Here is a 21,465-nt window from a genome sequence, read left to right on the forward strand (position 1 = left end):
GCCGCTAGATCACCTGGCTGTATCTATAACCACCAGCCGTCATCGCTGCCAGCAACTCCTCAACCTGCTCTCGCCCACGCGTCTCCATAGTAATGTCGATCGTCGTATCGCCCAGGTTCACACCGTAATACGCCCGGTTATAAAGCGTATCCACGATGTTTGCCCGATACTTCGCAATCAGCAGCGTCAGCTCGGCAAGCGCCCCGGGCTTATCCAGCAGATGAATCCGCAACCGGATCATCCTTCCATCCTGCACCAGACCGCGCTCGATGATTCTGCTCAACAAGGTCACGTCAATATTTCCACCGCACACCATCACTGCGGTATGCGCCCCGTCCAGTGAAGTCTTCTTCTGCAGTAACGCGGCCAGTGCTGCCGCCCCCGCACCTTCAGCAAGCGTCTTCTCCCGCTCCAACAGAACAAGAATCGCCGAAGCAATCTCATCTTCATCGACGGTCACAATCTCATCGACATAGCGTTCGACCACCGGAAAGGTCGTATCCCCCGCACGCCGCACCGCAATACCATCTGCGATCGTCGTCGAAGGCTCCAACGTCACCGGATGTCCAACCGTTCGCGCTGCCACCATCGAAGGCAGCCTCGAGGTCTGCACTCCAATCACACGAACATCCGGCCGCGACTCTTTGATCGCGCAGGCAACGCCGCCAATCAACCCGCCGCCCCCAATCGGAACCACCACGGCCTCCAGCCGAGGCACCTGCTCCAAAAGTTCAAGCCCGATCGTACCCTGCCCGGCCATCACCATCGCATCGTCGAACGGATGAATAAACGTCATCCCCTCCGCCTCGCAAAGCCGCGTAGCCTCCTCGCAAGCCTCGTCGTAGTTCGCGCCGTACAGCACCACCTCCGCGCCAAATCCCCGCGTCGCCGTCACCTTCACCAGCGGTGTCGCCAGAGGCATCACAATCAACGCCCGAATCCCCCGCTTCGTCGCGTGGTACGCCACACCTTGCGCATGGTTCCCCGCGCTCGCCGCAACCACGCCCCGTGCAGCCTGCTCCGGTGTCAACATAGCAATCCGATTCAACGCACCGCGCTCTTTGAACGAGCCGGTCATCTGCAGATTTTCGAGTTTCAAATACACCTGCTGCCCCGTCAGTGCTGACAGCATCTGTGAATGCGGGCAAGGCGAATAGTAGATCGTTCCACGAACCCGCTCTCGCGCAGCAGCGACATCATCAAGGCTGATACTCAGTTGGCTTATCGAATCCTTCACAGGCCTCACGATCTCTCTTCCAATTCACAAGACTTCAATTTCTTTCTCAACCACACGAATCAACGCCGCTGACGAAATCGATTCGCCAGCACAAACTCATCCCGCAACTCCGGCGTTCGCAGATTCTCCCGCACGTGCTGCAGCCGTTGCTCCAACGCCAACAGAGTGTCCGAGACCGGCCCGGTGTTCGTCATCGCTACGTCTCTCCACATGCTGTAAGGGCTGGCTCCAAGTCGCGTAGTCTCCCGCAACGCCCGTCCTCCAATCGCAGCAATCTCCGGAGCATCGCCAAACTTCTCCTCAAGCAGCGCGGCCAGTGCAGTCGAAAGCATCTGTGGGAGGTGGCTCACCCACGCGCACAGCTCATCATGCCGCGCGGCATCCATGTCCAGCATGCGCGAACCAAAACAACCAACCCACCCACGCCAGTCTTTCTCAATCGCTGCCATTTCGACAGATACAGGCGTGAACAACCACATCGCGCCATCAAAGAGCCCTGCTTCCGCGAGCAGCGCGCCGCCTGATTCCTTACCCGCCATCGGATGCCCAGGCAGGAAGACAGCGGTCGTATCTCCAGCAAACAGCTGCCGTGCCAACTCTACTATCTCAAGCTTAGTGCTCCCAACATCGGTCACAAGTTGTCCCGCACCGAGCACTGGCGCAAGCTGCTGCATCCAGTCTTTGATCGCAAGCACCGGAACTGCCAGCACGGTTACATCTGCCAGCCGCGCCAGTTCGAGAGCGTTCTCGCGACTCGCAGCTCTGCCGTCAATCGCCCCCATCTGTACCGCAGAAGCCATCTCAAGTTGGCTCGCATCCCACCCATCGATGCGCCCGCCAAATCCAGCCGCACGCAACGCCAGGCCCGTAGAGGCCCCAATCAATCCCGTCCCGATGATGAAAACCCGCTCCATTATGTCGGAATCCTCGTCCTAAGCCATCACTCTGTTCACTACCGGTGCCAGCAGCTTCAGTTGCGCCATCAGCTTTTGTAGCTGTTCCGGATACAAACTCTGTGCTCCGTCGCTCATCGCCTTATCCGGATTCGGATGCATCTCCATCAACAATCCATCCGCACCAGCAGCCACACTCGCCAGCGCCATCGGAGGCACCAGATCTCGAATCCCGACACCATGCGAGGGATCGCCCAGCACCGGCAGATGCGTTAGCTTCTTCAACACTGGAATCGCCGAGATATCCATCGTATTCCGCGTATACGTCTCATACGTCCGAATCCCCCGCTCACACAGCATCAGGTTGTAGTTACCGCCCGACAGAATATACTCCGCGCTCAACAGCACCTCTTCGATCGTCGCCGAGATTCCCCGCTTCATCAGCACCGGCTTTCTCACATGTCCAAGTTCGCGCAGCAGATTGAAGTTCTGCATATTCCGCGCACCCACCTGGAAGCAATCGATGTAGGGCAGCATCAACTCGATCTGCGAGATCTCCATCACCTCGGTGATAACCAAAAGACCCGTCTCATCGGAGACCTCACGCAGCAACTTCAGGCCATCAAGCCCCATGCCCTGAAAGCTATAAGGCGAGCTGCGAGGTTTAAACGCTCCCCCCCGCAAAAACTTTGCCCCCGCTGCGGCAACTTGTTTCGCGCTGGTCAGAATCTGCTCCCGCGACTCCACCGAGCAGGGACCCGCCATCACCACAACTTCCTCTCCGCCAACCACCACTCCGTTCGGAAACGTAATTGTCGTCCCCCCCGGCCTGAAGCTTCGCCCCGCCAGTTTGTACGGCGACGAGATTCGATACGCATCGTAAACGCCGGCCAACACCTTGAACTCGGCAACCTCAAAATGTTCCGGGGTCCCGACCCCGGCGAGAATCGTCTGTGCCGCCCCTGTCGTCCGGTGAACGTTGAAGCCAAGCTCCACCATGCGTTCGATCACCTGTTGTATGTTTTCTTCCGTCGCCTCGCCATGCATCGCAACTATCATCGTCTTCGCGTCACTCTCTTTACGTAACCAAATTAGATACAAAAACCAAAAGATCACCTATTCCGGTCGACTCGGAATGCTATAGATCCCTTCGCTGCAGCGTTCGCATTACGTCGATAATTCGCTCATAAACGTGAAGCAGCTCAGCGTCGGCCAATGGTCCAGGATTCGCCTCGCGAACGCGATCGAAGACCTCCTGCTCGCGGCGCGGTTCATAGACTGGCAAATCTGCCGTCTTCTTGAGCTCTCCAATCGCACGCGCAGCTTCCGCACGTTTGTTGATGAGCCGAACGATTTCGACATCCAGCTCATCAATCTTCTGTCTCCAGTCGGAGATATCCATCTATTCTCCTCGCAATGCAACGGCACCCACGCAAGCGCAGTTCGTTGCAGACAATTTTGTACAGAGCCATCCTGTATAGACAATGATAAACGCCGCATCGTGCCGCTTCGCCCTGCCTTCCTGCCAGCGTTCATGTTCGCAACCCCGCGATGAACTGCCCAATAGCAGTCGCTGCTTCCTTCGCCGGACTTTTCTCGATCAGCGCTACCAGCGCGCTGCCGATGATCGCCGCGTCCGCAAACTCACCCACCGCCCTCACGTGCTCTGCATTGGAGATGCCGAATCCCACTGCAATCGGCAGCTTCGTAAACTGCCGCAGTCGCGTCACCAACTCCGAAGCATCTCCGGCCACCTTCTGCTGCGTCCCGGTAATCCCAACCCGTGAGATCGCATACACAAACCCCTGCGACACCCCCGCAATAGCCCTCAGACGAGCATCGGGACTCGTCGGCGCCGCCAAGAAGATTGGCGACAGCCCATGGGCATTCATCTCCGCCAAGTACTCGCTCGCTTCCTCTACGATCATATCGGTCAACAACACTCCGTCAGCGCCAGCCTCGGCAGCCCGCGCACAGAAGGTCTGCATCCCCATCCGCACTACTGGGTTGAGATAAGAAAACAGCACCAGCCCCGCCGCCGGTCTTGCCGCACGCAGCTCCTTCGCCAGTTCGAGCACATCGGTCAGCCTCACTCCGCGCGCTACGGCCCGCTCACTCGCCCGCTGGATCACCGGACCATCCGCCAGGGGATCGCTGAACGGAACGCCCAGCTCAATAACATCAGCGCCGTTATCGATCGCAGCCAGCGCAGTATCCTTGGTCGTCGCCAGGTCCGGATCGCCCGCAGTCAAATAAGCAACAATCCCCGGCTTCTTTCTAAATTCAATCGCCATCGTTCTGTACTTAGCCTTTCGCTCTCTCGCTGCCCTTCAAATCAAGCTCCCTCGCCAGGATCCCCATATCCTTATCGCCGCGCCCCGACAGGTTCACCATCAACACATCCGTCTTCGCCATCGTCGGAGCCAGTCGAACCGCCTCTGCCACCGCATGAGCGCTCTCAAGCGCTGGCAAAATCCCCTCGGTTCGCGATAGCGTCACCGTAGCCTTCAACGCATCATCGTCCGAGCAGGAAACGTAGCTCGCCCGTCCCGAATCATGCAGCATCGCATGCTCCGGCCCCACACTCGCATAGTCCAACCCGGCAGAAACAGAATGAGTGCTGCTAACCTGTCCGGCATCATTTTGTAACACATATGAGTACGTACCCTGCAGCACGCCCGGCAAGCCGCCCCCAACCTTCTGGAATCGCGCCGCATGCTCACCTAACGCCGTCCCGCGCCCACCTGCTTCAACGCCAATCAGTTGCACATTCGCATCCGGCAAAAACTCATAAAATGCGCCAATTGCATTGGACCCGCCTCCCACACAAGCCACAATCGCAGTCGGCAGTTTACCCTCCTGCTCCAGCATCTGCGCCCGCGCTTCACGGCTGATCACACGATGAAAATCCCGCACCATCGTCGGATAAGGATGCGCGCCCAGCGCACTCCCGAGAATGTAATAGGTAGTCCGAACATTCGTCACCCAATCCCGCATCGCTTCATTGATCGCGTCCTTGAGCGTCGCAGACCCAGCCGAAACTCCGCGTACCTCCGCGCCCAGCAGCCGCATGCGGTACACATTCAACTCCTGCCGCCGCATATCCTCTTCGCCCATGTAGACAACGCACTCCAGTCCCAGCAGCGCGCAAACCGTCGCCGTCGCGACCCCATGTTGCCCCGCCCCAGTCTCGGCGATAATCCTCTGCTTTCCCATCCGCCGCGCCAGCAGCCCTTGCCCCAGCGCATTGTTGATCTTGTGCGCTCCGGTGTGCAGCAGATCTTCCCGCTTCAAATAAATCTTCGCCCCACCCAGCTGCTCCGTCAGTCGCTTTGCAAAATACAGAGCAGTGGGCCTTCCGCAGTAGTGATGCAACAGGTCATCCAGCTCCGCCTGAAACGCTGCGTCTTTCTGTGCCACGGCATACGCCTGTTCCAGCTCCTCCAATGCAGCCATCAGCGTCTCCGGAACATATCTCCCGCCGTACGCGCCAAATCGCCCCGCTACCGCCGCCGTCACACCTATCGTTGAACTCGCACTCATCGGTCACTCCTGCAATCTCGCCTTACACAAAACAAAAGCCGCGACTCGGAAGGGTCGCGGCTCGTATGGATGTCGAATCAACTGAAGCTATTACTATCTCTCAGATGAAGCTACTCCGCCGATGCCGCTATTGTGCGCCAATAGCGGAGAATAAACGAAATTCGGCTGGACTGAAGAATCATCTTGGTATCAACCATACATCCTGCTCGTTCGCTCTGCAACCCACCAATTGTCAAATCTAGATCTTCTGCACTCGCTGAACATCCCGCACCCCAGGGACCTTCCGCAGATTCTGCACCAGCTTATTCAGATGCCGCACATCCACCGTCTCCACCACAAAGTCCACGACAACTTGACCATCTGGCATCGGCTTCGTATCCACGCTGCGAATGTTCGTCCCGTCGTCCGAGATGATCGCCGTAAACTCCTTCAGCATCCCCGATCGGTCGTCGCACAGTACCGTCAGCTTCACCGGATAAGTTTGTGCCTTCGTTGTTCCTGGCTCCGTCGGCGCAGGCGACCACTCCACCTGGATCCTTCTATCCGACTCATACAGCAAATTCTGTACATTAGGACAGCTTCTGGCATGCACTGCCACGCCCTTACCCCGCGTCACATACCCGACAATCTCTTCACCACGAATTGGGTTACAACAGCGCGCCCGGTACACCAGCAGATCGTCCTGCCCCTCCACCTGCAGCGAGTCCGATCCCTTCCCGAAGAAGACCCGCTTCACCGCCTCCGACATCTGCCCAATCGTATTGCCGACTCCACCCTCGGGCAACACAGGCTCAGCCGACATCGTCGAACCAGGCTCCAACTTATTCAGCACCTGCCGCGCCGAAAACTTCCCAAACCCCACGCCCGCCAGCAACTCCGCCTGCGTCCCCAACCCATACTCACTGGCAACCTTGTCGTAGTCGGCCTCGTGGAACTTACCCAGCGACAGCTTGTACTTCCTCGCCTCGCGATCCAGCAGCTTCTTGCCAATCTCAATCGCTCGCTCACGCTGGTGTTCATTCAGCCAATGCTTGATCTTGTTCCGTGCCCGCGAGCTCTTCGTAAAGCTGAGCCAGTCGCGGCTAGGAGCATGTCCTGTCTGCGTCGAAATCTCAACAATATCTCCGTTACGCAGCTTCGTCCTCAGTGGCACGATCCGCCCATTCACCTTCGCGCCAACCGTCGTATTCCCGACCTCGGTATGAATCGTGTAAGCAAAATCGATCGGACTCGCATCCTTCGGCAACACCACCACTTTGCCCTTGGGAGTAAAGGTGTAAACCTCCTCCGGATACAAATCGATCTTCAGCGTCGACATGAACTCGTTGGGATCGGTCATCTCCCGCTGCCATTCCATCAACTGCCGCACCCACGCCAGCCGCTGCTCATCCTTCGCGCTTACATTGTCTGAGGCCTTGTACTTCCAGTGCGCCGCAATCCCTTCCTCCGCGACGCGATGCATATCCTCTGTACGAATCTGCACCTCAAACTGATGCCCACCCTCTGCAATCAGCGTCGTATGCAGCGACTGGTAAAGATTCGGCCGAGGCATCGCGATGAAGTCCTTAATCCTTCCCGGCACAGGCCGCCAGATCGAGTGCAGCAGACCCAACAGCGCATAACAATCCTGCACCGAGTTACAAATCACGCGAATCGCCAACAGATCATAGACCTGATCCACAGGAATCTTCTGGTCCACGAGCTTCTGTTGAATCGAATACAGCCGCTTGATTCGCGACTCCACCCGCCCCTCGATCTTGAACTCCTTCAGCTTCGCCTCAAGCTGCTTCACGATCTTCTGCAAAAACTCTTCACCCGCCCCGCGCAGCGCCTCCACTTCGGTCGACACTTGCTCATACGCATAAGGATCGGTATACCGAAACGCAAGATCCTCCAGCTCGCCGCGCAGCTTGCCCATGCCCAGCCGGTGCGCCAGCGGAGCGTAGATATCCAGCGTCTCCCGTGCGATCTTTTGCTGCTTCTCCGGCTTCAGATGCTCCAGCGTCCGCATATTATGTAACCGGTCCGCGAGCTTAATAATCACCACGCGAACATCGGTCACCATCGCCAGCAGCATCTTGCGAATGTTCTCCGCCTGATGGTCTTCGCGATTGGCAAACTTGATCTTCTCCAGCTTCGTCACACCCTCAACGATGTGCGCTACCTGATCCCCAAACCTCTTCGCAATCTCAGCTGAAGTCACATCCGTATCTTCCACCGCATCATGCAGCAACCCCGCCGCAATTGCCGTCGAATCCATCTTCAACTCAGCCAGCACCTGCGCCACTTCGAGCGGATGAATGATGTATGGCTCGCCACTGGCCCGCTTCTGTCCCTCATGTTGTTGCAGGCAGAACGCCCACGCCTTGCGAATAATCTCCAGGTCATCCGCCGGTCGGTTCTCATGCACCGTCTCCAGCAAGCGATGAAACTTCGCATCCACCGCGTGAATATCCTTCGCCGAACTACCCGGCAGATGGCTCGCCGAAGACTCGTCCACACCCGCAATCACAAGAGCGGACGTGTCAGGCGTTACCGCCTGCTTCTTTCGTTTCACGCGAGGGATCGTGTCCGATGCCGCCGGTGGCTCCGCGACAGGAAGAGCTGCCTCCAGCTCGATTCCCGTCTCGGTATGTTCCACATCCGGCTGGCTCTTCGGTTCGTCGTTCGGCTTCGGCTGCGGGCCAGCCTGCGAAGCGGCTGGAGGAGCGATTGCCATAGTTCATTATAGGCTGAACCGTCAACCCTTTACAGTCATAGCGAAAGAAGGCTACTCAGGCTCGAATTCACATCAACCCTGCCACCATGTTCCGAATCGCCGATAATCCAGTGATCGCACACCTCCGTCCGGCTAGGTCTCCGCCATCGGCAGGGTGACTCGAAACTCCGTCCGGCCTGGCTGCGATTCGAAAGCGATCGCACCCTCATTATGGCGGACCAGGCGCCGGGCGATATCAAGCCCGAGGCCGGTTCCCTGTCCCATCGGTTTGGTTGTGAAGAATGGATCGAAGATTCGGTCGCGAATCTCGTGCGGAATCCCGGCACCGTCATCGAGAATCCGCACCACAACACTTTGGTCCTCTCGATTCGCAAGGACCTGCACCCGGCCTCCATTGTCTGCGGCGTCCAATGCGTTGTCGATCAGATTCCCCCACACCTGATTCAATTCGGCTGCAAAGCCACGAACCTTTGGCACCTCGGCCTCTAGCTCGAGCGTCACATCCACCAACTTCTCACGCGCCTTCGACTGAAGTACCGCCACTGTGTTCGCCAAGCAAGTCCCCAGATCCACTGGCTCCGCCACGTTCGCCTGGTCCATGTGGGTAAATCCCTTCACCGCATTCACCAGGTTCAAGACGCGCGTCGCCGATTCCTGAATCTTCGAAGTCAGATTCCGCACTGCACAGCCGGCGGCTGCCCACCGCAACACCGCGTTCAAAGCCGGTCGCTCCACCCCGGCAGCCAACACTTCCAGCACCTCAAACGTCACCTCGGTATCGGCGAGCATCTGTGCGTTCGCCGTGTCCAGTCCGTGCCTGGCAAGCCACCCTTCAATCGCCTCTTCGCGATCACATTGTTCCAGCGTAGACCGCGCCTCATGGATCCTTTTCGCCGTGCAGGCCCTGCGAACTGCCTCCACGGTGGCAATCTGCTCATCGCTCAGTGTCTCCGCAGCCAGATCGCGTGTAGCCTCTTCGGAGTCTTTCAGACGATTCTCAAGCATCGCCGCGCAACGCTCGATCGCCGAGGCAGGATTATTGAGTTCATGCGCCAAACCCGCCGACAGTTTCCCCAGCGAGATCATCTTTTCGTTTTGCAATTCACTTGAAGTAAAAAGCCGGGCGCGATCAAGCATCTTATGCACCAAAATCGTAGTAATTTCGTGACATTCTCGCGTCATCGACCTGAGATGCTCGCGGGGAATCGCGAAAACCTCCACCGGTTCCAGGGCGCTTACATCTCCGGGCGGATTCACCATCCGCGAATACGGCAAAACACCCGTGACATCTCCTTCATGCCATTCAACGAATTTGCTCGGCCCGTCCGCACGATCGACAAACACAGCCAGTCGTCCGGAGAGAATAAGGAACAGGCCCTCCACCGGGCGGTCCTTCCTACTTAATGCTTCTCCAGCATTCAGATTTCGAATGGACCCGTGCGCTGCCAGCCACTCCAGCTCGGTCCGAGGCGCTCCGCTCAGGGTTCTGTGCTGCGCCAGTCGATCGATAAGATCATGTGCTATCACGGGCATACAACCCTCCTTAGAGCAGATTGCTCCCGACAACATTTATCAGAGTGAGCACGGACTTGATGGGACTCGTCCGAATCAGGAAAAATCTTATGATCGGACTTGAAGAGAGTCGAGGACCGGACCCCCTTGGGGCGCACAAAGGACTGCTCAGCAGATCAGCGCTCAACGGGCTAATGAACTTATGACTTGCGGTAGCCTTCCGACCGAACTATCCTCTGCAGGAAGACCATGCCCAAGCTCTATACTCCTCGTGAGGCAGCTCAAGTGCTGGGTGTCAGCTACCCATCGCTGAAACAGTGGATCTACAACGGAAAACTAAAGAGTGTCCAAACCCCCGGGGGACACCATCGAATCACCGAAGCTGAAATCGACCGCCTGCTGCCTCGGTCTTCCGTCAAAGGAAAACCTGAGAAGACGCGTCGCATGTTTCGACGTGTTAGCGGCCGAAACCAGCTGACCGGACGAATCACCGATATCAAGATTAGCGGTCTGCTCGCACAGATCACACTTGCAGTGGGCGATCAGCGAATTACTTCGATTATCACAGCTGATGCCGTGCGGGAATTGCGCCTGAAGAGCGGGCAGCTCGCTATTGCTCTAATCAAATCCACTGAAGTAATGATCGTTCTACCCGAATAGATCCGATTGACAATAACGGTTTAATTCGTTTAGATCGAAGAATGCTCCCGCTACGGCGTGAACCGAAGACTCCTTCCTGCCTTCCCAGCCGGGAAGGACTCGCAATCCAACTCAGCACTTTCTCTGTTCAAGAACGCATTGGCTATTCAATGTTTTGCGCGCTGATGCGCGTAAAACGCCAGGCGTAAGGAACCGCAAGATTCGCTTGTTCCACTCGACGAGGCCGCAATGAAACTTACAGTCTTCCGCTCTTTCCTACTACTTCCATGCCTGTGGTGGCTGTGTTCCGTTCCTGCAGAAGCGCAGACATCAGGGACCTTGTCCGGCAGGGTCACCGATTCAACTGGCGGTGTCGTTGCTGGCGCGTCTGTGACAGCAAAGGACGTTGAGACAGGAGTCTCGCGAAGTGCCGTCACAAGCCCGGTCGGGCAGTATGAGATCGTTGCGGTTCCGGTCGGACGTTATGAGGTCCGCGCCACAAAGCAAGGCTTCGCCGATGGAACGCGCACAGGAATCAGTGTGTCCGCTGGCCAGGATGCAGCGGTCGACCTTCAGATGCGGCTCAACGGCTCCGACGCCTGCGCGACCGGCCGCGAGTTCGCCGCCACCGATTGCGCGCTGACATGGCACGGCATAACGCTGTACGGTGCGTATGACATTGGCGGCGGCTGGGTCAGCCACGGATTACCGGAGAACGGCTATAACTATGAAGGCGCCTCTCTGGTAAACCGAAACGGCTATCAACATCGATTCCTCATCGCGCCGAACAACCTGCAGCAGACGGGTCTGGGCATCAGGGGCAAAGAAGAGTTTCTGCCTGGCTGGTTCGTTGTGTTCAACGCGTCAACTGGCATCAATCCGCAGTCCGGCCTGCTTGCCGACGCGTCGAAGACGCAGATCATTAACAACGGTCTTCCCAGGGCGAGTTATTCGTACACCATCGACGGCGCCCGCGCGGGCCAACCCTTCAATGATGAAATCTATGGCGGCATATCGTCCACGCACTTCGGCACGCTGACCTTCGGTCGTCAGCGCGCGCTTGGTACCGATGCGATGCTCCAGTACGATCCAGGCAACGGCGGCTATGCCTTTTCGTACATCGGCTACAACGGCACGATGGCCGGCGGCGGCGACACCGAGGACAGCCGCTGGGACTCCGCCCTGAAGTATCGCCTCACCTATGGCCCGGCCCATTTTGGCGCAATGTATAAATTCGCCGACGGCTCTGGCGGCTGCTTTTCAGCCTCTGCAACCTGGACTGCCGCCACCTGTACCCCGGAGTCAGCGCATAACAACGCCTATGGATTCGACCTCGGTGGAGAGCACGGCAAGCTCTCTGCCGACCTCCTCTTTCAACACTACAACCAGGCGATCAGCGTACTGAACCCCTTGCTGGGGCCTCAGAGTCCGACGCAGCCCTATCAGTCGACCACAAACAGCATCAATACAAACCCCATCACCGGGGTTAATTTGATCAGCACGAGCAACACACTATATGGCATCGTGACCGACAACAACGGCGTTATTGGCGCTGTGAAGTATGCGTGGAATCCATTCAAGTTCTATGCCGGCTACGAATACATTTGGCTGAATAACCCGAGGGACCCGTTGGGCGTGGGCGCCTCGGATCAGGGCGGCTACATCCTGAGCGGGGTCGAAGACAACAATCTTGATTCTGAAAGATTGCTGAATCTTTGGTGGGCGGGCGTGAAGTACACCTACCGTAGCAAAACCGACTTTACTTTTGCCTGGTATCAACAGCGGCAGAACGACTTCCGTGTTCCGAAGGAATGCGATGCCGTAGCCGGTTTCCGCGCTTCCTGCGCAGGTACCCTCAACGAGGTGTCGGGCTACGTGGATCATCGCTTCACCAAGCGTTTCGACGCCTTTGCCGGAATAGCATATTCCTACGTGAGCGGCGGTATGGCCATCGCCATTCCTCATGGCCCGGGCGTCCCCTATCACTACGACGACAACCTCGCTCCTACAATCGGTGGTCGTTTCGCCTTTTGATCACTCCCGCGGTGGGCTCAATCAAGAGCCCGCCGCGGATAGACTTCCTTCGAGGGAACCCCTGCCGACTCCGGAGTTCTGGACAAAAAAGAACAATTGAAACAATCGCTAGGCAGAAGCAGTATCTTTCCCGGCCAACTGCCGCAGCACATACTGCAGAATCCCGCCGTTCTGGTAGTACAGAACCTCCTGCGGCGTATCGATTCTCACTGTCGCCGAAAACTCGATCGTCTTCCCCAGGTCCGACTCCGCAAACACCGTCACCACCTTGCCATCGGCGAACTTGCTCTCGAGCATCGCCTTCAACTGTCCCGGCGCAGCCCCAATCGCAAACACTTCCTCACCCGTCAGGCGCAGCGACTCCACATTCTGCCCCGGCAAAAACTGCAGCGGCAGAATCCCCATCCCAACAAGGTTCGAGCGGTGAATCCGCTCATAGCTCTCCGCAATCACAAACTTGATCCCGAGCAACCGCGGCCCCTTCGCCGCCCAGTCGCGCGAAGACCCCGACCCATATTCCTTACCCGCCAGAATCGCCAGCGGCGTCTTGCGCTTCGCATACTCCACACTGGCGTCATAGATCGACATCGGCACATCATCCGGCAACAGCCGCGTCACCCCACCCTCAGTCCCGGGAGCGAGCTTATTCCGAAGCCGCACATTCGCAAACGTCCCTCGCACCATCACCTCATGGTTGCCGCGCCGCGAACCATAGCTGTTGAAGTCCGAAGGCTTCACTCCATGCTCGGTCAGATATTTTCCCGCAGGCCCATTCTGTTTGATCGAACCCGCCGGCGAAATATGATCTGTCGTCACAGAATCGCCCAACACCGCAAGCACCCGCGCACCATGAATATCCTCGACTGCAGCAGGCGTAGCCGGCATCCCATCGAAGTACGGAGCCTTGCGAATATAAGTCGAATCCCGCTCCCATCCATATGTCTCCCCATCCGGAACCTTCAGGCTCTTCCAATTGTTATCGCCATCCGAAACCGTGCTGTACTGACGCCGGAACATCTCCGAATCGATCGACGAATTCACCGCCGACGAAACCTCTTCCTGCGTCGGCCAGATGTCCCGTAGGAAAACAGGCTTGCCATCCAGATCGCGCCCCAACGCTTCCTTCTCGAAATCATGGGTAATGTGCCCTGCCAGCGCATACGCAACCACCAGCGGTGGACTCATCAGGTAGTTCGCCCTCACCTCCGGCGAAATCCGTCCCTCAAAGTTCCGGTTGCCCGACAGCACCGACACAGCGACCAGTCCATGGTCTTCAATCGTCTTCGAAACATCTGTGGGCAGAGGCCCCGAGTTTCCAATGCACGTCGTACATCCGTACCCCACCACCTGAAACCGTAGCTTATCGAGATAAGGCATCAACCCAGCCTTCACGTAGTAGTCCGTCACCACGCGCGAACCCGGCGCCAACGATGTCTTTACCCACGGCGGAGTGCTCAATCCCTTCTCCACCGCCTTCTTCGCAAGCAGACCCGCCGCCATCATCACGTAGGGGTTCGAAGTATTCGTGCAGGAAGTAATCGCCGCAATCACAATCGATCCATGATCGAGATACTGCTCCGGATCCACTCCAAATCGAGTGCGAATCGATACGTGCGGAGCCTCGAGCTGTGGCAACTTCTCGTCGCTGATCGTGATCACAGGCACCACTGGAGCCTCCACAACCGGCGCCGAAGCCCCCACACTGCTACTCAAATCGCCGGAATCCGATGCCGTCCCACCTTCACCCTCCCAGCGCACCATCTGCCGAATCACCTGCTTATTCCCATTCGGCCCAAGCAGTGACGGCAGCTGCTCCTTGAAGCTTGCCGCCGCACCGGACAACGCAACCCGATCCTGCGGTCTCTTCGGTCCCGCAACACTCGACTCCACCGTCGCCAGATCCAGCGAAATCGTCGCCGAGTAGACAGCCTCCTTGGCATCCGCCGTATGAAACAGTCCTTGCTCGCGGTAGTAAGCCTCCACCAGCTCAATCTGCTCTTCGCTACGCCCTGTCAGCCGCAGATACTTCAACGTCTCCGCATCCACCGGAAAGATTCCGCAAGTCGCCCCATACTCCGGAGCCATGTTCGCAATCGTCGCCCGATCAGCCAACGGCAGCTCAGTGATACCCGAACCGTAGAACTCCACAAACTTACCGACAACGCCCAGCTTGCGCAGCATCTCGGTCACGGTCAGCACCAGATCCGTAGCAGTCGTGCCTTCCCTCAGCTTGCCCGTCAGCTTGAACCCAACCACCTGCGGCACCAGCATGCTCACTGGCTGACCCAGCATGGCGGCCTCGGCCTCAATTCCACCCACACCCCAGCCCAGCACGCCCAAACCATTCACCATCGTCGTGTGCGAGTCAGTCCCCACCAGCGTATCCGGATAAGCGAACACCTTCCCCTGAGCATCAGGCGTCGTCGTAAACACCACTCGAGCGAGATATTCCAAATTCACCTGGTGACAGATCCCCATCCCCGGCGGCACCGCAGAAAAATTGTTGAACGCCGTCTGTCCCCACTTCAAAAACGCATACCGCTCCCGGTTCCGCTGAAACTCCAGCGCCGCATTCAGGTCATAAGCCCGTTGCGTGCCAAACTCATCCACCTGCACCGAGTGATCGATCACCAGCTCCGCCGGCTGCAGCGGATTAATCTTCTCCGGATCGCCGCCTAGAGCCTTCATCGCATCGCGCATCGCAGCAAGATCGACCACCGCAGGCACGCCGGTAAAATCCTGCATCAACACTCGCGCCGGCATATACGCAATCTCGCGCGAAGGCTCTGCATTTGGATCCCAACAAGCCAGAAACTGAATATCCTCCGCGGTCACCGTACGGCCATCTTCATGCCGCAACAGATTCTCCAGCAGAATTCGCAGCGAGAAGGGAAGTCGTCCGAGGTCGACACCCGTTCCTTCCAACGCTTTCAGACGAAACAGATCGTACGTGGTCTTTCCCACAGACAGGGTAGACAAGCTCTTAAACGAATCAGGATGCGATTGAGTCGGCATGGTATCTTCTCCGAGGCGCGCTCTTAGGTAGCGCGATGGTTGGGGCCGTGGTCACATCTTCGAACCGCAGACGGCAACGGCTGAAGCCTATCAAGTTTTCAGGGGAGGGGTCGAACTAGCAGCAGCGTCCGCGGTCAGGGCGACCGTGGCGAAAGCGCTTCGTGTTGGGAAGGCAGCCTGCCATCAAAATAATTTTACTGCGTTTCAGCCCCTCGCAGTAAAGCGCCCACCATCCCACCGATGGGTCATTGCATACGTGGCTTAAACACTCTCGAATCACCGTAACCGCATACACCACAACAGAATCCCTCCATTGGCGACGTCGTCCTCGCCCGCGGAAACGGCAATTTGCAGAAAAATGCATCTCATTCAATAAGTTCGTGTTTATACCAGCAGCAGGTACGAGGAGACTGGCAGTATGTACAAATCATTTCCCAAGTTTTTTCTAGGTCTGGCACTTGGTACTGCATCACTTGCCACGGTGACACTCTCAGGCTGTCACAAAGGCGTCGAGCCCGCAGCTATCCCCGACAACTCCGGCCCCGACCCAGCCGATGCCAACATGGCGCCCGTCAGCGGCACGCAGCCCGCGCCTGCCCCCCAACCAGCCAGAGTCCTCGGCATCCGCTCCCAGTCCACTCCCGAGCAAAGCTCCGAGCAATACCCTCAGCAGCCCGCCCCAACGCAAAACGAGGCGATCACCGCCGCCCAGACCGCGCAGCCCTCTGACCAGAACTACGACCAGAACTACGACTACAACGCCCCCACCAACTACGATGAGTCGCAAATAGACGCGGGTCAGCAGGCCCTCGAAGAGGCCAACCAGCCCCCGCCGCCACTCCCCGAATATCAACAGCCCGAAGCCCCCGCGCCCAACTATCTCTGGACCCCCGGCTACTGGGGATACGCCCCCGTCGGCTACTACTGGGTCCCCGGAGCCTGGTGCGCGCCGCCCTTCTACGGTGCTCTCTGGACCCCCGGCTACTGGGGCTTCTTCGGCAACCGCTATCTCTTCCACCGAGGCTTCTGGGGCCCGCACATCGGCTTCTACGGCGGTGTGAACTACGGCTTCGGCTACACCGGCAGCGGCTATCACGGCGGCTACTGGCAGGGCCGCAACTTCTACTACAACCGCTCAGTCAACAACATCAACACCACGCGCATCACCAACGTCTATAACCGCACGGTCGTCGTCAACAACACCACCATCAACCGCGTCTCCTACAACGGCGGTCGCGGCGGCATCAACGTTCGCCCTCAACCCGCCGAGATCGCAGCCAACCGCGGCCCACGCGTCCCACCCATGTCCACGCAGTATCAGAACCAGCGCGAGGCCGCTCAAAATCGCCAGCAGTTCTACAACGTGAACAAGGGCCGTCCCGCCTTGGTCGCCTCACCGCGTCCCATCGCAGCCGTCGCTCGCCCTGCAGTGCAGCCCGTCAATCGCCCTGGCCAGCCCGCGGTCCAACCGACCCGCCCAGGCCAACCTGAAACTCGTCCAGGCCAACCAGCCGTACAACCTGCTCGCCCAGGAGAGGTCAATCGTCCTGGCCAGCCCGCGGTTCAGCCTACCCGGCCGGGCCAGCCCGAAACCCGTCCAGGTCAACCAAACCCTACGATTCATCCCGACAATCGCCCAGGCCAACCCGCCGTTCAACCGACTCGTCCAGGCCAACCCGAAAACCGTCCAGGCCAGCCTCAGACTCGCCCAACTCAGCCCGAAGCGCGGCCCACTCAACCTGAGGTCCGACCCAGTCAACCCCAGCAGCGCCCGGCCCAGCCCGAAACTCGTCCGGTCCAGCCTCAGCCGCAACCGCAGACGCGTCCAGTCCAACCGCAGGTCCGTCCCGAGCAGCCACAAAACCGTCCAGCGGTAGACACCCGTCCGCAACCGCAACCGCGGCCTCAGGAGTTCCAGCGTCCCTCGCCGCAACCCCAGCAACGTCCTGCCCCTCAACCTCAATCGCGTCCGGCGCCGCAGCCTCAGTCCCGTCCGGCGCCGCAAAGCCAACCGCGTCCTCAGCCCCAACCAAAGCAGGTCTCGCAACCAAGACCGCAGCCACAGTCTCACCCAGAGCCTCATTCAGAAGGACACCACTAATCTCACTTCACAACAGAGACGAAGACCCGCTTCCAAGCGGGTCTTTTTATGCTTCAAAGAAATGCCCTCAACCCTCCGGCGAAAGATCCTCCTCCAGCCAGTCATGTCCGCAATCATCGCAGTGCCACTGGTTGGCCGGTTCCACCGCCTCCAGCAAGGTCTCATTGCCCCCGCACTTCGGACACTGCGGTAAAGCAAACTCTTCCGGCACGGCCTCCTCAACCTCTCTCCTGAACCTCTCAGCCAGCGGCTGCGACAACACTCGAGCCGCCTCTTCCGCATCCTCAGGAGCCACCACAACCCGAATCCCACGCACATCCATCCGCGATCCATCCTGCTGTAAAACCACCGACTCAATCCCCGCCTCACGCAGCGCAAGCGAAGCCGCCGAAGCACCATGCCCATCCTCATATTCGAAGACGCACTCCGCCGGAGCCAGCGCAGCAAAGGCCCGCAGATCCGCCAGATCATCTTCACTCAGCACTCTCGCCTCCGAGCGCTCCGGCGTCGCCGAAACCTTCAACCCACGCCGCGAAATCTCCCCCCGCAAAGCCTCCTGCGCCATCTCCGTCAGGTCACTCATCCCGCGAGCCAGCGCCACCAACTCATCATCGCCATAGCTCGCATAAAGCGTCATCAACTCCTGATACTGCGCCGCATCGCCAATCATTCTCTATCTCCCGCTCAACAGCTTATCGCGTCTCGGTTTGACTTCACCCGCGACCATGCCTAGCCTCGAAGTAGCGAACCAAATTCGCATCCCACAGGAGCACGTCACGAAAATGCAGGTAAGCGAATGAAGGTTCTGGTAATCGGTGGTGGTGGCCGCGAGCACGCCATCGTATGGGCGCTGCGCAAATCGTCTCAAGTCACAGAGATCCTCTGCGCTCCCGGCAACGGCGGTATCGCAGCCATCGCCCGATGCATCCCCTGCGACGCTGCCAACCTCCACGAACTCATCAACATCGTCACCATCGAGCAGCCCGCCCTCACCGTCATCGGCCCCGAGGTCCCTCTCTCCCTTGGCCTCGTCGACGAGCTCACCAAACGCGGCCACCGCGTCTTCGGCCCCACCCAGGCCGCAGCCCAGCTCGAGTCCAGCAAAGCCTTCGCCAAAGAGTTCATGCAGCGCCACGACCTTCCCACCGCCGAGTACGGCATCTGCACCACACTCGACCAGGTTCGCGAAGAGCTCCCCCGCTTCTCCGTCCCCATCGTCGTGAAAGCCTCCGGCCTCGCCGCCGGCAAAGGCGTCGTCATCTGCGAAACTCACCTTCAAGCCGAAACCGCCGCAGCCGAAATGTTCAGCGGCTCCCTCCTCGGCACCACAGAAGAGGCCGTCGTCCTCGAAGAGTTCCTCACCGGCGAAGAGCTCTCCTTCTTCGCACTCTGCGACGGCATCCACGCCATCGAGATCGCCTCCGCGCAAGACCACAAGCGAGTCGGCGAAGGCGACACCGGCCTCAACACCGGCGGCATGGGTGCTTACTCCACCGACGGCATCGCCACCCCGGCCATGCGCAGCTGGCTCCTCCACAACGTTGCGCAAAAAGTCGTCGACGGCATGCGCTCCGAAGGCGAACCCTTCAAAGGCATTCTCTTCTGCGGCATCATGATGTCCCCTCGCGGCCCCATGGTCCTAGAGTTCAACACGCGCTTCGGCGACCCCGAAACAGAAGCCATCCTTCTCCGCCTCGAAACCGACATCGTCGATCTCTTCAACGCCTCCATCGACGGCACCGCCAACGAACTCACCATCAACATGCGCCCCGGAGCCAGCGTCTGCGTCATCGCAGCCAGCGGCGGCTACCCTGGCAAATACGCGTCAGGCAAACCCATCTCCGGCCTCCCGACAGCCAACGATCAACCCACCGAAGACGTAGTCATCTTCCACTCCGGCACAGCCCTCAAAGACGGAAAGATCGTCACCGCAGGAGGCCGCGTCCTCGCCATCTCCGCCGCAGCCCCCGATCTCCAGACCGCTCTCGACAAGGCCTACGCCGAACTCGCAAAGATCTCCTTCGAAGGCATGCAGTTCCGCCGAGACATAGGCCACCGCGCGCTGAGCAAACAACCAATACCCTAGCTTTCGTTTCATTCTGCCATTGCTGCTCGTTGAATCGTTGAAGCCTCCACACCTCGAGACACGTCCAATCGAGTATGGATAAGAAACAATTAGGCAACTCTGATCTCCTTCTCTCCCCCATCGGCTTCGGCGCATGGGCCATCGGCGGCGGCGACTGGGCCTTCTCCTGGGGCCCTCAGGACGATAACGACTCCATCGCTGCAATCCACAAAGCCATCGACCTCGGCATCAACTGGATCGACACCGCTGCCGTCTACGGCCTCGGCCACTCGGAAGAGATCGTCGGCAAAGCCGTCAAATCCGCCTCGCAAAAGCCCTACCTCTTCACCAAAAGCTCCATGGTCTGGGACGACAAACGCGAGATCACTAACAACCTGAAGCAAATCCGCCGCGAGTGTGAAGACAGCCTCCGTCGCCTCCAGGTCGAAGCCATCGACCTCTACCAGGTTCACTGGCCCAAGCCCGATGAAGACATCGAAGAAGGCTGGACCGTAATGGCCGACCTGCAGCGCGAAGGAAAAGTCCGCTGGATCGGCGTCTCCAACTTCAGCGTCTCGCAGATGGAGCGCGCCCTCAAAATCGCTCCCATCACCTCCAATCAGCCGCCTTACTCCATGCTCAACCGAACCGTCGAAGCCGAGATCCTCCCCTTCACCCACAAGCACAACATCGGCACCATCAACTACGCCCCCATGCACTCCGGGCTTCTCACCGGAGCCATGACCAAAGAGCGCGTCGCCTCTCTTCCCAAGGACGACTTCCGCCGCAACGCAAAGAACTACCAGGAGCCGCTGCTCTCCCGCAACCTCGCCGTCGCCGACTTCCTCAAAACCGTCGGCATCCGTCACAACGTCACTGCGGGAGTCGTAGCGATCGCCTGGACGCTCCACAATCCCGCCATCACCGCAGCCATCGTCGGAGGCCGTAACGCCCATCAGGTTGAAGGCGTCATCCCCGCAATCAACTTCCGTCTCACCGAAGCCGAGTACGCGGAGATCAACGCATTCCTCGCCGCGCATCCATAGACCCAAACATCGAGACAGGGCTGCAGCAACTAAACAAGCTCGAATGCCGCAGCCCTGTCGCGACCAGTTCTCAAATCCACGTCACGCCCGAACATTCTTATGGCATCTTTCGTAAATAAAAAAGAAGGAGAAGACCGTGACCCAACCCGCACTCACCGCTCAGGAACTTATAGCCTGGGTTGAAAAAACATCCACCGGCTGGCGCAACCTCCTAGCCGCACGCCCAGAACTGCTCGCTGTGCCCTGCGACGTCAACAACGTTCAATCCGTCGCCCAGTTCCTGCAGCACATCGTCGCCGTTGAGCTTCGCTTCGCCGAGCGCCTATCCGATCTCCCCGCGTCCGACTACGCCAACATCCCCTACGACTCAGTCGAAAAGATATACGCGACCCACGACCACGCCTTCGCACTCGTCCACAAACTTCTCGCCTCCGAGATGAACTGGGATCAACCCATCGAGTTTTCTACCCGAGTCATGGGGCCAGCCCGTTCCACTCCGAAAACCATTCTGTTTCACCTCCTCCTGCACAGCATTCGCCACTACGCACAACTCGCCACCCTCGCCCGTCAGCAAGGCATCAAGCCCGACTGGGGAATGGACTATCTCCTCATGAACCTCGAGGCCGTCTGATCCAGCACAGTTTTGACAAAAGGTCGGACC

Annotated in this window: 16 protein-coding genes; 6 read left to right on the forward strand and 10 right to left on the reverse strand. The window is 58.6% G+C overall.

Features of this window, described 5'->3' with window-relative positions:
- Window positions 1–4 precede the first annotated feature (4 nt).
- The 8 genes from RBB76_RS11450 to RBB76_RS11485 all read right to left on the reverse strand — a co-directional run bounded on the left by RBB76_RS11450 (window position 5) and on the right by RBB76_RS11485 (window position 9,925).
- A complete protein-coding gene (locus tag RBB76_RS11450; protein ID WP_429632615.1) occupies window positions 5–1,237 on the reverse strand; it encodes a threonine ammonia-lyase in 1,233 nt (410 codons plus the stop codon).
- A gap of 59 nt (window positions 1,238–1,296) precedes the next feature.
- Window positions 1,297–2,151 (reverse strand): prephenate dehydrogenase, encoded by an 855-nt coding sequence (locus RBB76_RS11455; protein WP_429632617.1) that lies wholly within the window; start codon window positions 2,149–2,151, stop codon window positions 1,297–1,299.
- Between the two features lie 18 nt (window positions 2,152–2,169).
- Window positions 2,170–3,189, reverse strand: coding sequence for a 3-deoxy-7-phosphoheptulonate synthase (aroF, locus tag RBB76_RS11460; protein ID WP_429632619.1), 1,020 nt, complete (start codon window positions 3,187–3,189; stop codon window positions 2,170–2,172).
- Window positions 3,190–3,268: 79 nt separating this feature from the next.
- Window positions 3,269–3,532, reverse strand: a complete 264-nt coding sequence (locus RBB76_RS11465; RefSeq protein WP_429632621.1) for a chorismate mutase — start codon at window positions 3,530–3,532, stop codon at window positions 3,269–3,271.
- Between the two features lie 130 nt (window positions 3,533–3,662).
- Window positions 3,663–4,424: a tryptophan synthase subunit alpha gene (gene trpA, locus RBB76_RS11470; protein ID WP_429632622.1), complete on the reverse strand. Its 762-nt coding sequence runs from the start codon at window positions 4,422–4,424 to the stop codon at window positions 3,663–3,665.
- Between the two features lie 10 nt (window positions 4,425–4,434).
- Window positions 4,435–5,673, reverse strand: coding sequence for a tryptophan synthase subunit beta (trpB, locus tag RBB76_RS11475; protein ID WP_429632624.1), 1,239 nt, complete (start codon window positions 5,671–5,673; stop codon window positions 4,435–4,437).
- 238 nt (window positions 5,674–5,911) lie between these two features.
- A complete protein-coding gene (locus RBB76_RS11480) occupies window positions 5,912–8,392 on the reverse strand; it encodes a RelA/SpoT family protein (RefSeq protein WP_429632626.1) in 2,481 nt (826 codons plus the stop codon).
- A gap of 132 nt (window positions 8,393–8,524) precedes the next feature.
- Window positions 8,525–9,925: a sensor histidine kinase gene (locus RBB76_RS11485; protein WP_429632628.1), complete on the reverse strand. Its 1,401-nt coding sequence runs from the start codon at window positions 9,923–9,925 to the stop codon at window positions 8,525–8,527.
- Between the two features lie 228 nt (window positions 9,926–10,153).
- Between RBB76_RS11485 and RBB76_RS11490 the strand changes: the two genes are divergently transcribed.
- Together RBB76_RS11490 and RBB76_RS11495 are read left to right on the forward strand one after the other, a co-directional pair.
- The gene (locus RBB76_RS11490) at window positions 10,154–10,564 is read left to right on the forward strand and encodes a TOBE domain-containing protein (RefSeq protein WP_429632630.1); all 411 of its coding nucleotides are present in this window, start codon (window positions 10,154–10,156) and stop codon (window positions 10,562–10,564) included.
- 228 nt (window positions 10,565–10,792) lie between these two features.
- Window positions 10,793–12,577, forward strand: coding sequence for a carboxypeptidase regulatory-like domain-containing protein (locus RBB76_RS11495; protein WP_429632632.1), 1,785 nt, complete (start codon window positions 10,793–10,795; stop codon window positions 12,575–12,577).
- Window positions 12,578–12,685: 108 nt separating this feature from the next.
- Here RBB76_RS11495 and RBB76_RS11500 read toward each other — a convergent pair whose 3' ends face one another.
- A complete protein-coding gene (locus RBB76_RS11500; protein WP_429632634.1) occupies window positions 12,686–15,592 on the reverse strand; it encodes an aconitate hydratase in 2,907 nt (968 codons plus the stop codon).
- A 418-nt stretch (window positions 15,593–16,010) separates the two neighbouring features.
- On the opposite strand from RBB76_RS11500, the gene RBB76_RS11505 reads away from it, so the two are divergent.
- The gene (locus RBB76_RS11505) at window positions 16,011–17,693 is read left to right on the forward strand and encodes a hypothetical protein (RefSeq protein WP_429632636.1); all 1,683 of its coding nucleotides are present in this window, start codon (window positions 16,011–16,013) and stop codon (window positions 17,691–17,693) included.
- A 67-nt stretch (window positions 17,694–17,760) separates the two neighbouring features.
- Here RBB76_RS11505 and RBB76_RS11510 read toward each other — a convergent pair whose 3' ends face one another.
- Window positions 17,761–18,363 carry a hypothetical protein gene (locus RBB76_RS11510; protein WP_429632638.1) on the reverse strand — a complete coding sequence of 201 codons (603 nt, stop codon included), beginning with the start codon at window positions 18,361–18,363 and terminating at the stop codon, window positions 17,761–17,763.
- Between the two features lie 126 nt (window positions 18,364–18,489).
- Here RBB76_RS11510 and purD point away from each other — a divergent pair, with 126 nt between their 5' ends.
- From purD to RBB76_RS11525, 3 genes are all read left to right on the forward strand, one after another.
- A complete protein-coding gene (purD, locus tag RBB76_RS11515) occupies window positions 18,490–19,779 on the forward strand; it encodes a phosphoribosylamine--glycine ligase (protein WP_429632640.1) in 1,290 nt (429 codons plus the stop codon).
- Window positions 19,780–19,853: 74 nt separating this feature from the next.
- On the forward strand, window positions 19,854–20,804 hold the full coding sequence (locus RBB76_RS11520) for an aldo/keto reductase (RefSeq protein WP_429632642.1): 951 nt from the start codon (window positions 19,854–19,856) through the stop codon (window positions 20,802–20,804).
- 136 nt (window positions 20,805–20,940) lie between these two features.
- Window positions 20,941–21,435, forward strand: a complete 495-nt coding sequence (locus RBB76_RS11525; protein WP_429632644.1) for a DinB family protein — start codon at window positions 20,941–20,943, stop codon at window positions 21,433–21,435.
- The last annotated feature ends 30 nt before the right edge of the window (window positions 21,436–21,465 follow it).

The organism is Tunturiibacter psychrotolerans (assembly GCF_051013365.1).
GTDB classification, from domain to species: domain Bacteria; phylum Acidobacteriota; class Terriglobia; order Terriglobales; family Acidobacteriaceae; genus Edaphobacter; species Edaphobacter psychrotolerans_A.

Coding starts and splice junctions, on each gene's coding strand:
- RBB76_RS11455 (WP_429632617.1), bottom strand. CDS start 2,151: ATGGAGCGGGTTTTCATCATCGGGACGGGATTGATTGGGGCCTCTACG.
- aroF (WP_429632619.1), bottom strand. CDS start 3,189: ATGATAGTTGCGATGCATGGCGAGGCGACGGAAGAAAACATACAACAG.
- RBB76_RS11465 (WP_429632621.1), bottom strand. CDS start 3,532: ATGGATATCTCCGACTGGAGACAGAAGATTGATGAGCTGGATGTCGAA.
- trpA (WP_429632622.1), bottom strand. CDS start 4,424: ATGGCGATTGAATTTAGAAAGAAGCCGGGGATTGTTGCTTATTTGACT.
- trpB (WP_429632624.1), bottom strand. CDS start 5,673: ATGAGTGCGAGTTCAACGATAGGTGTGACGGCGGCGGTAGCGGGGCGA.
- RBB76_RS11480 (WP_429632626.1), bottom strand. CDS start 8,392: ATGGCAATCGCTCCTCCAGCCGCTTCGCAGGCTGGCCCGCAGCCGAAG.
- RBB76_RS11485 (WP_429632628.1), bottom strand. CDS start 9,925: ATGCCCGTGATAGCACATGATCTTATCGATCGACTGGCGCAGCACAGA.
- RBB76_RS11490 (WP_429632630.1), top strand. CDS start 10,154: ATGCCCAAGCTCTATACTCCTCGTGAGGCAGCTCAAGTGCTGGGTGTC.
- RBB76_RS11495 (WP_429632632.1), top strand. CDS start 10,793: ATGAAACTTACAGTCTTCCGCTCTTTCCTACTACTTCCATGCCTGTGG.
- RBB76_RS11500 (WP_429632634.1), bottom strand. CDS start 15,592: ATGCCGACTCAATCGCATCCTGATTCGTTTAAGAGCTTGTCTACCCTG.
- RBB76_RS11505 (WP_429632636.1), top strand. CDS start 16,011: ATGTACAAATCATTTCCCAAGTTTTTTCTAGGTCTGGCACTTGGTACT.
- RBB76_RS11510 (WP_429632638.1), bottom strand. CDS start 18,363: ATGATTGGCGATGCGGCGCAGTATCAGGAGTTGATGACGCTTTATGCG.
- purD (WP_429632640.1), top strand. CDS start 18,490: ATGAAGGTTCTGGTAATCGGTGGTGGTGGCCGCGAGCACGCCATCGTA.
- RBB76_RS11520 (WP_429632642.1), top strand. CDS start 19,854: ATGGATAAGAAACAATTAGGCAACTCTGATCTCCTTCTCTCCCCCATC.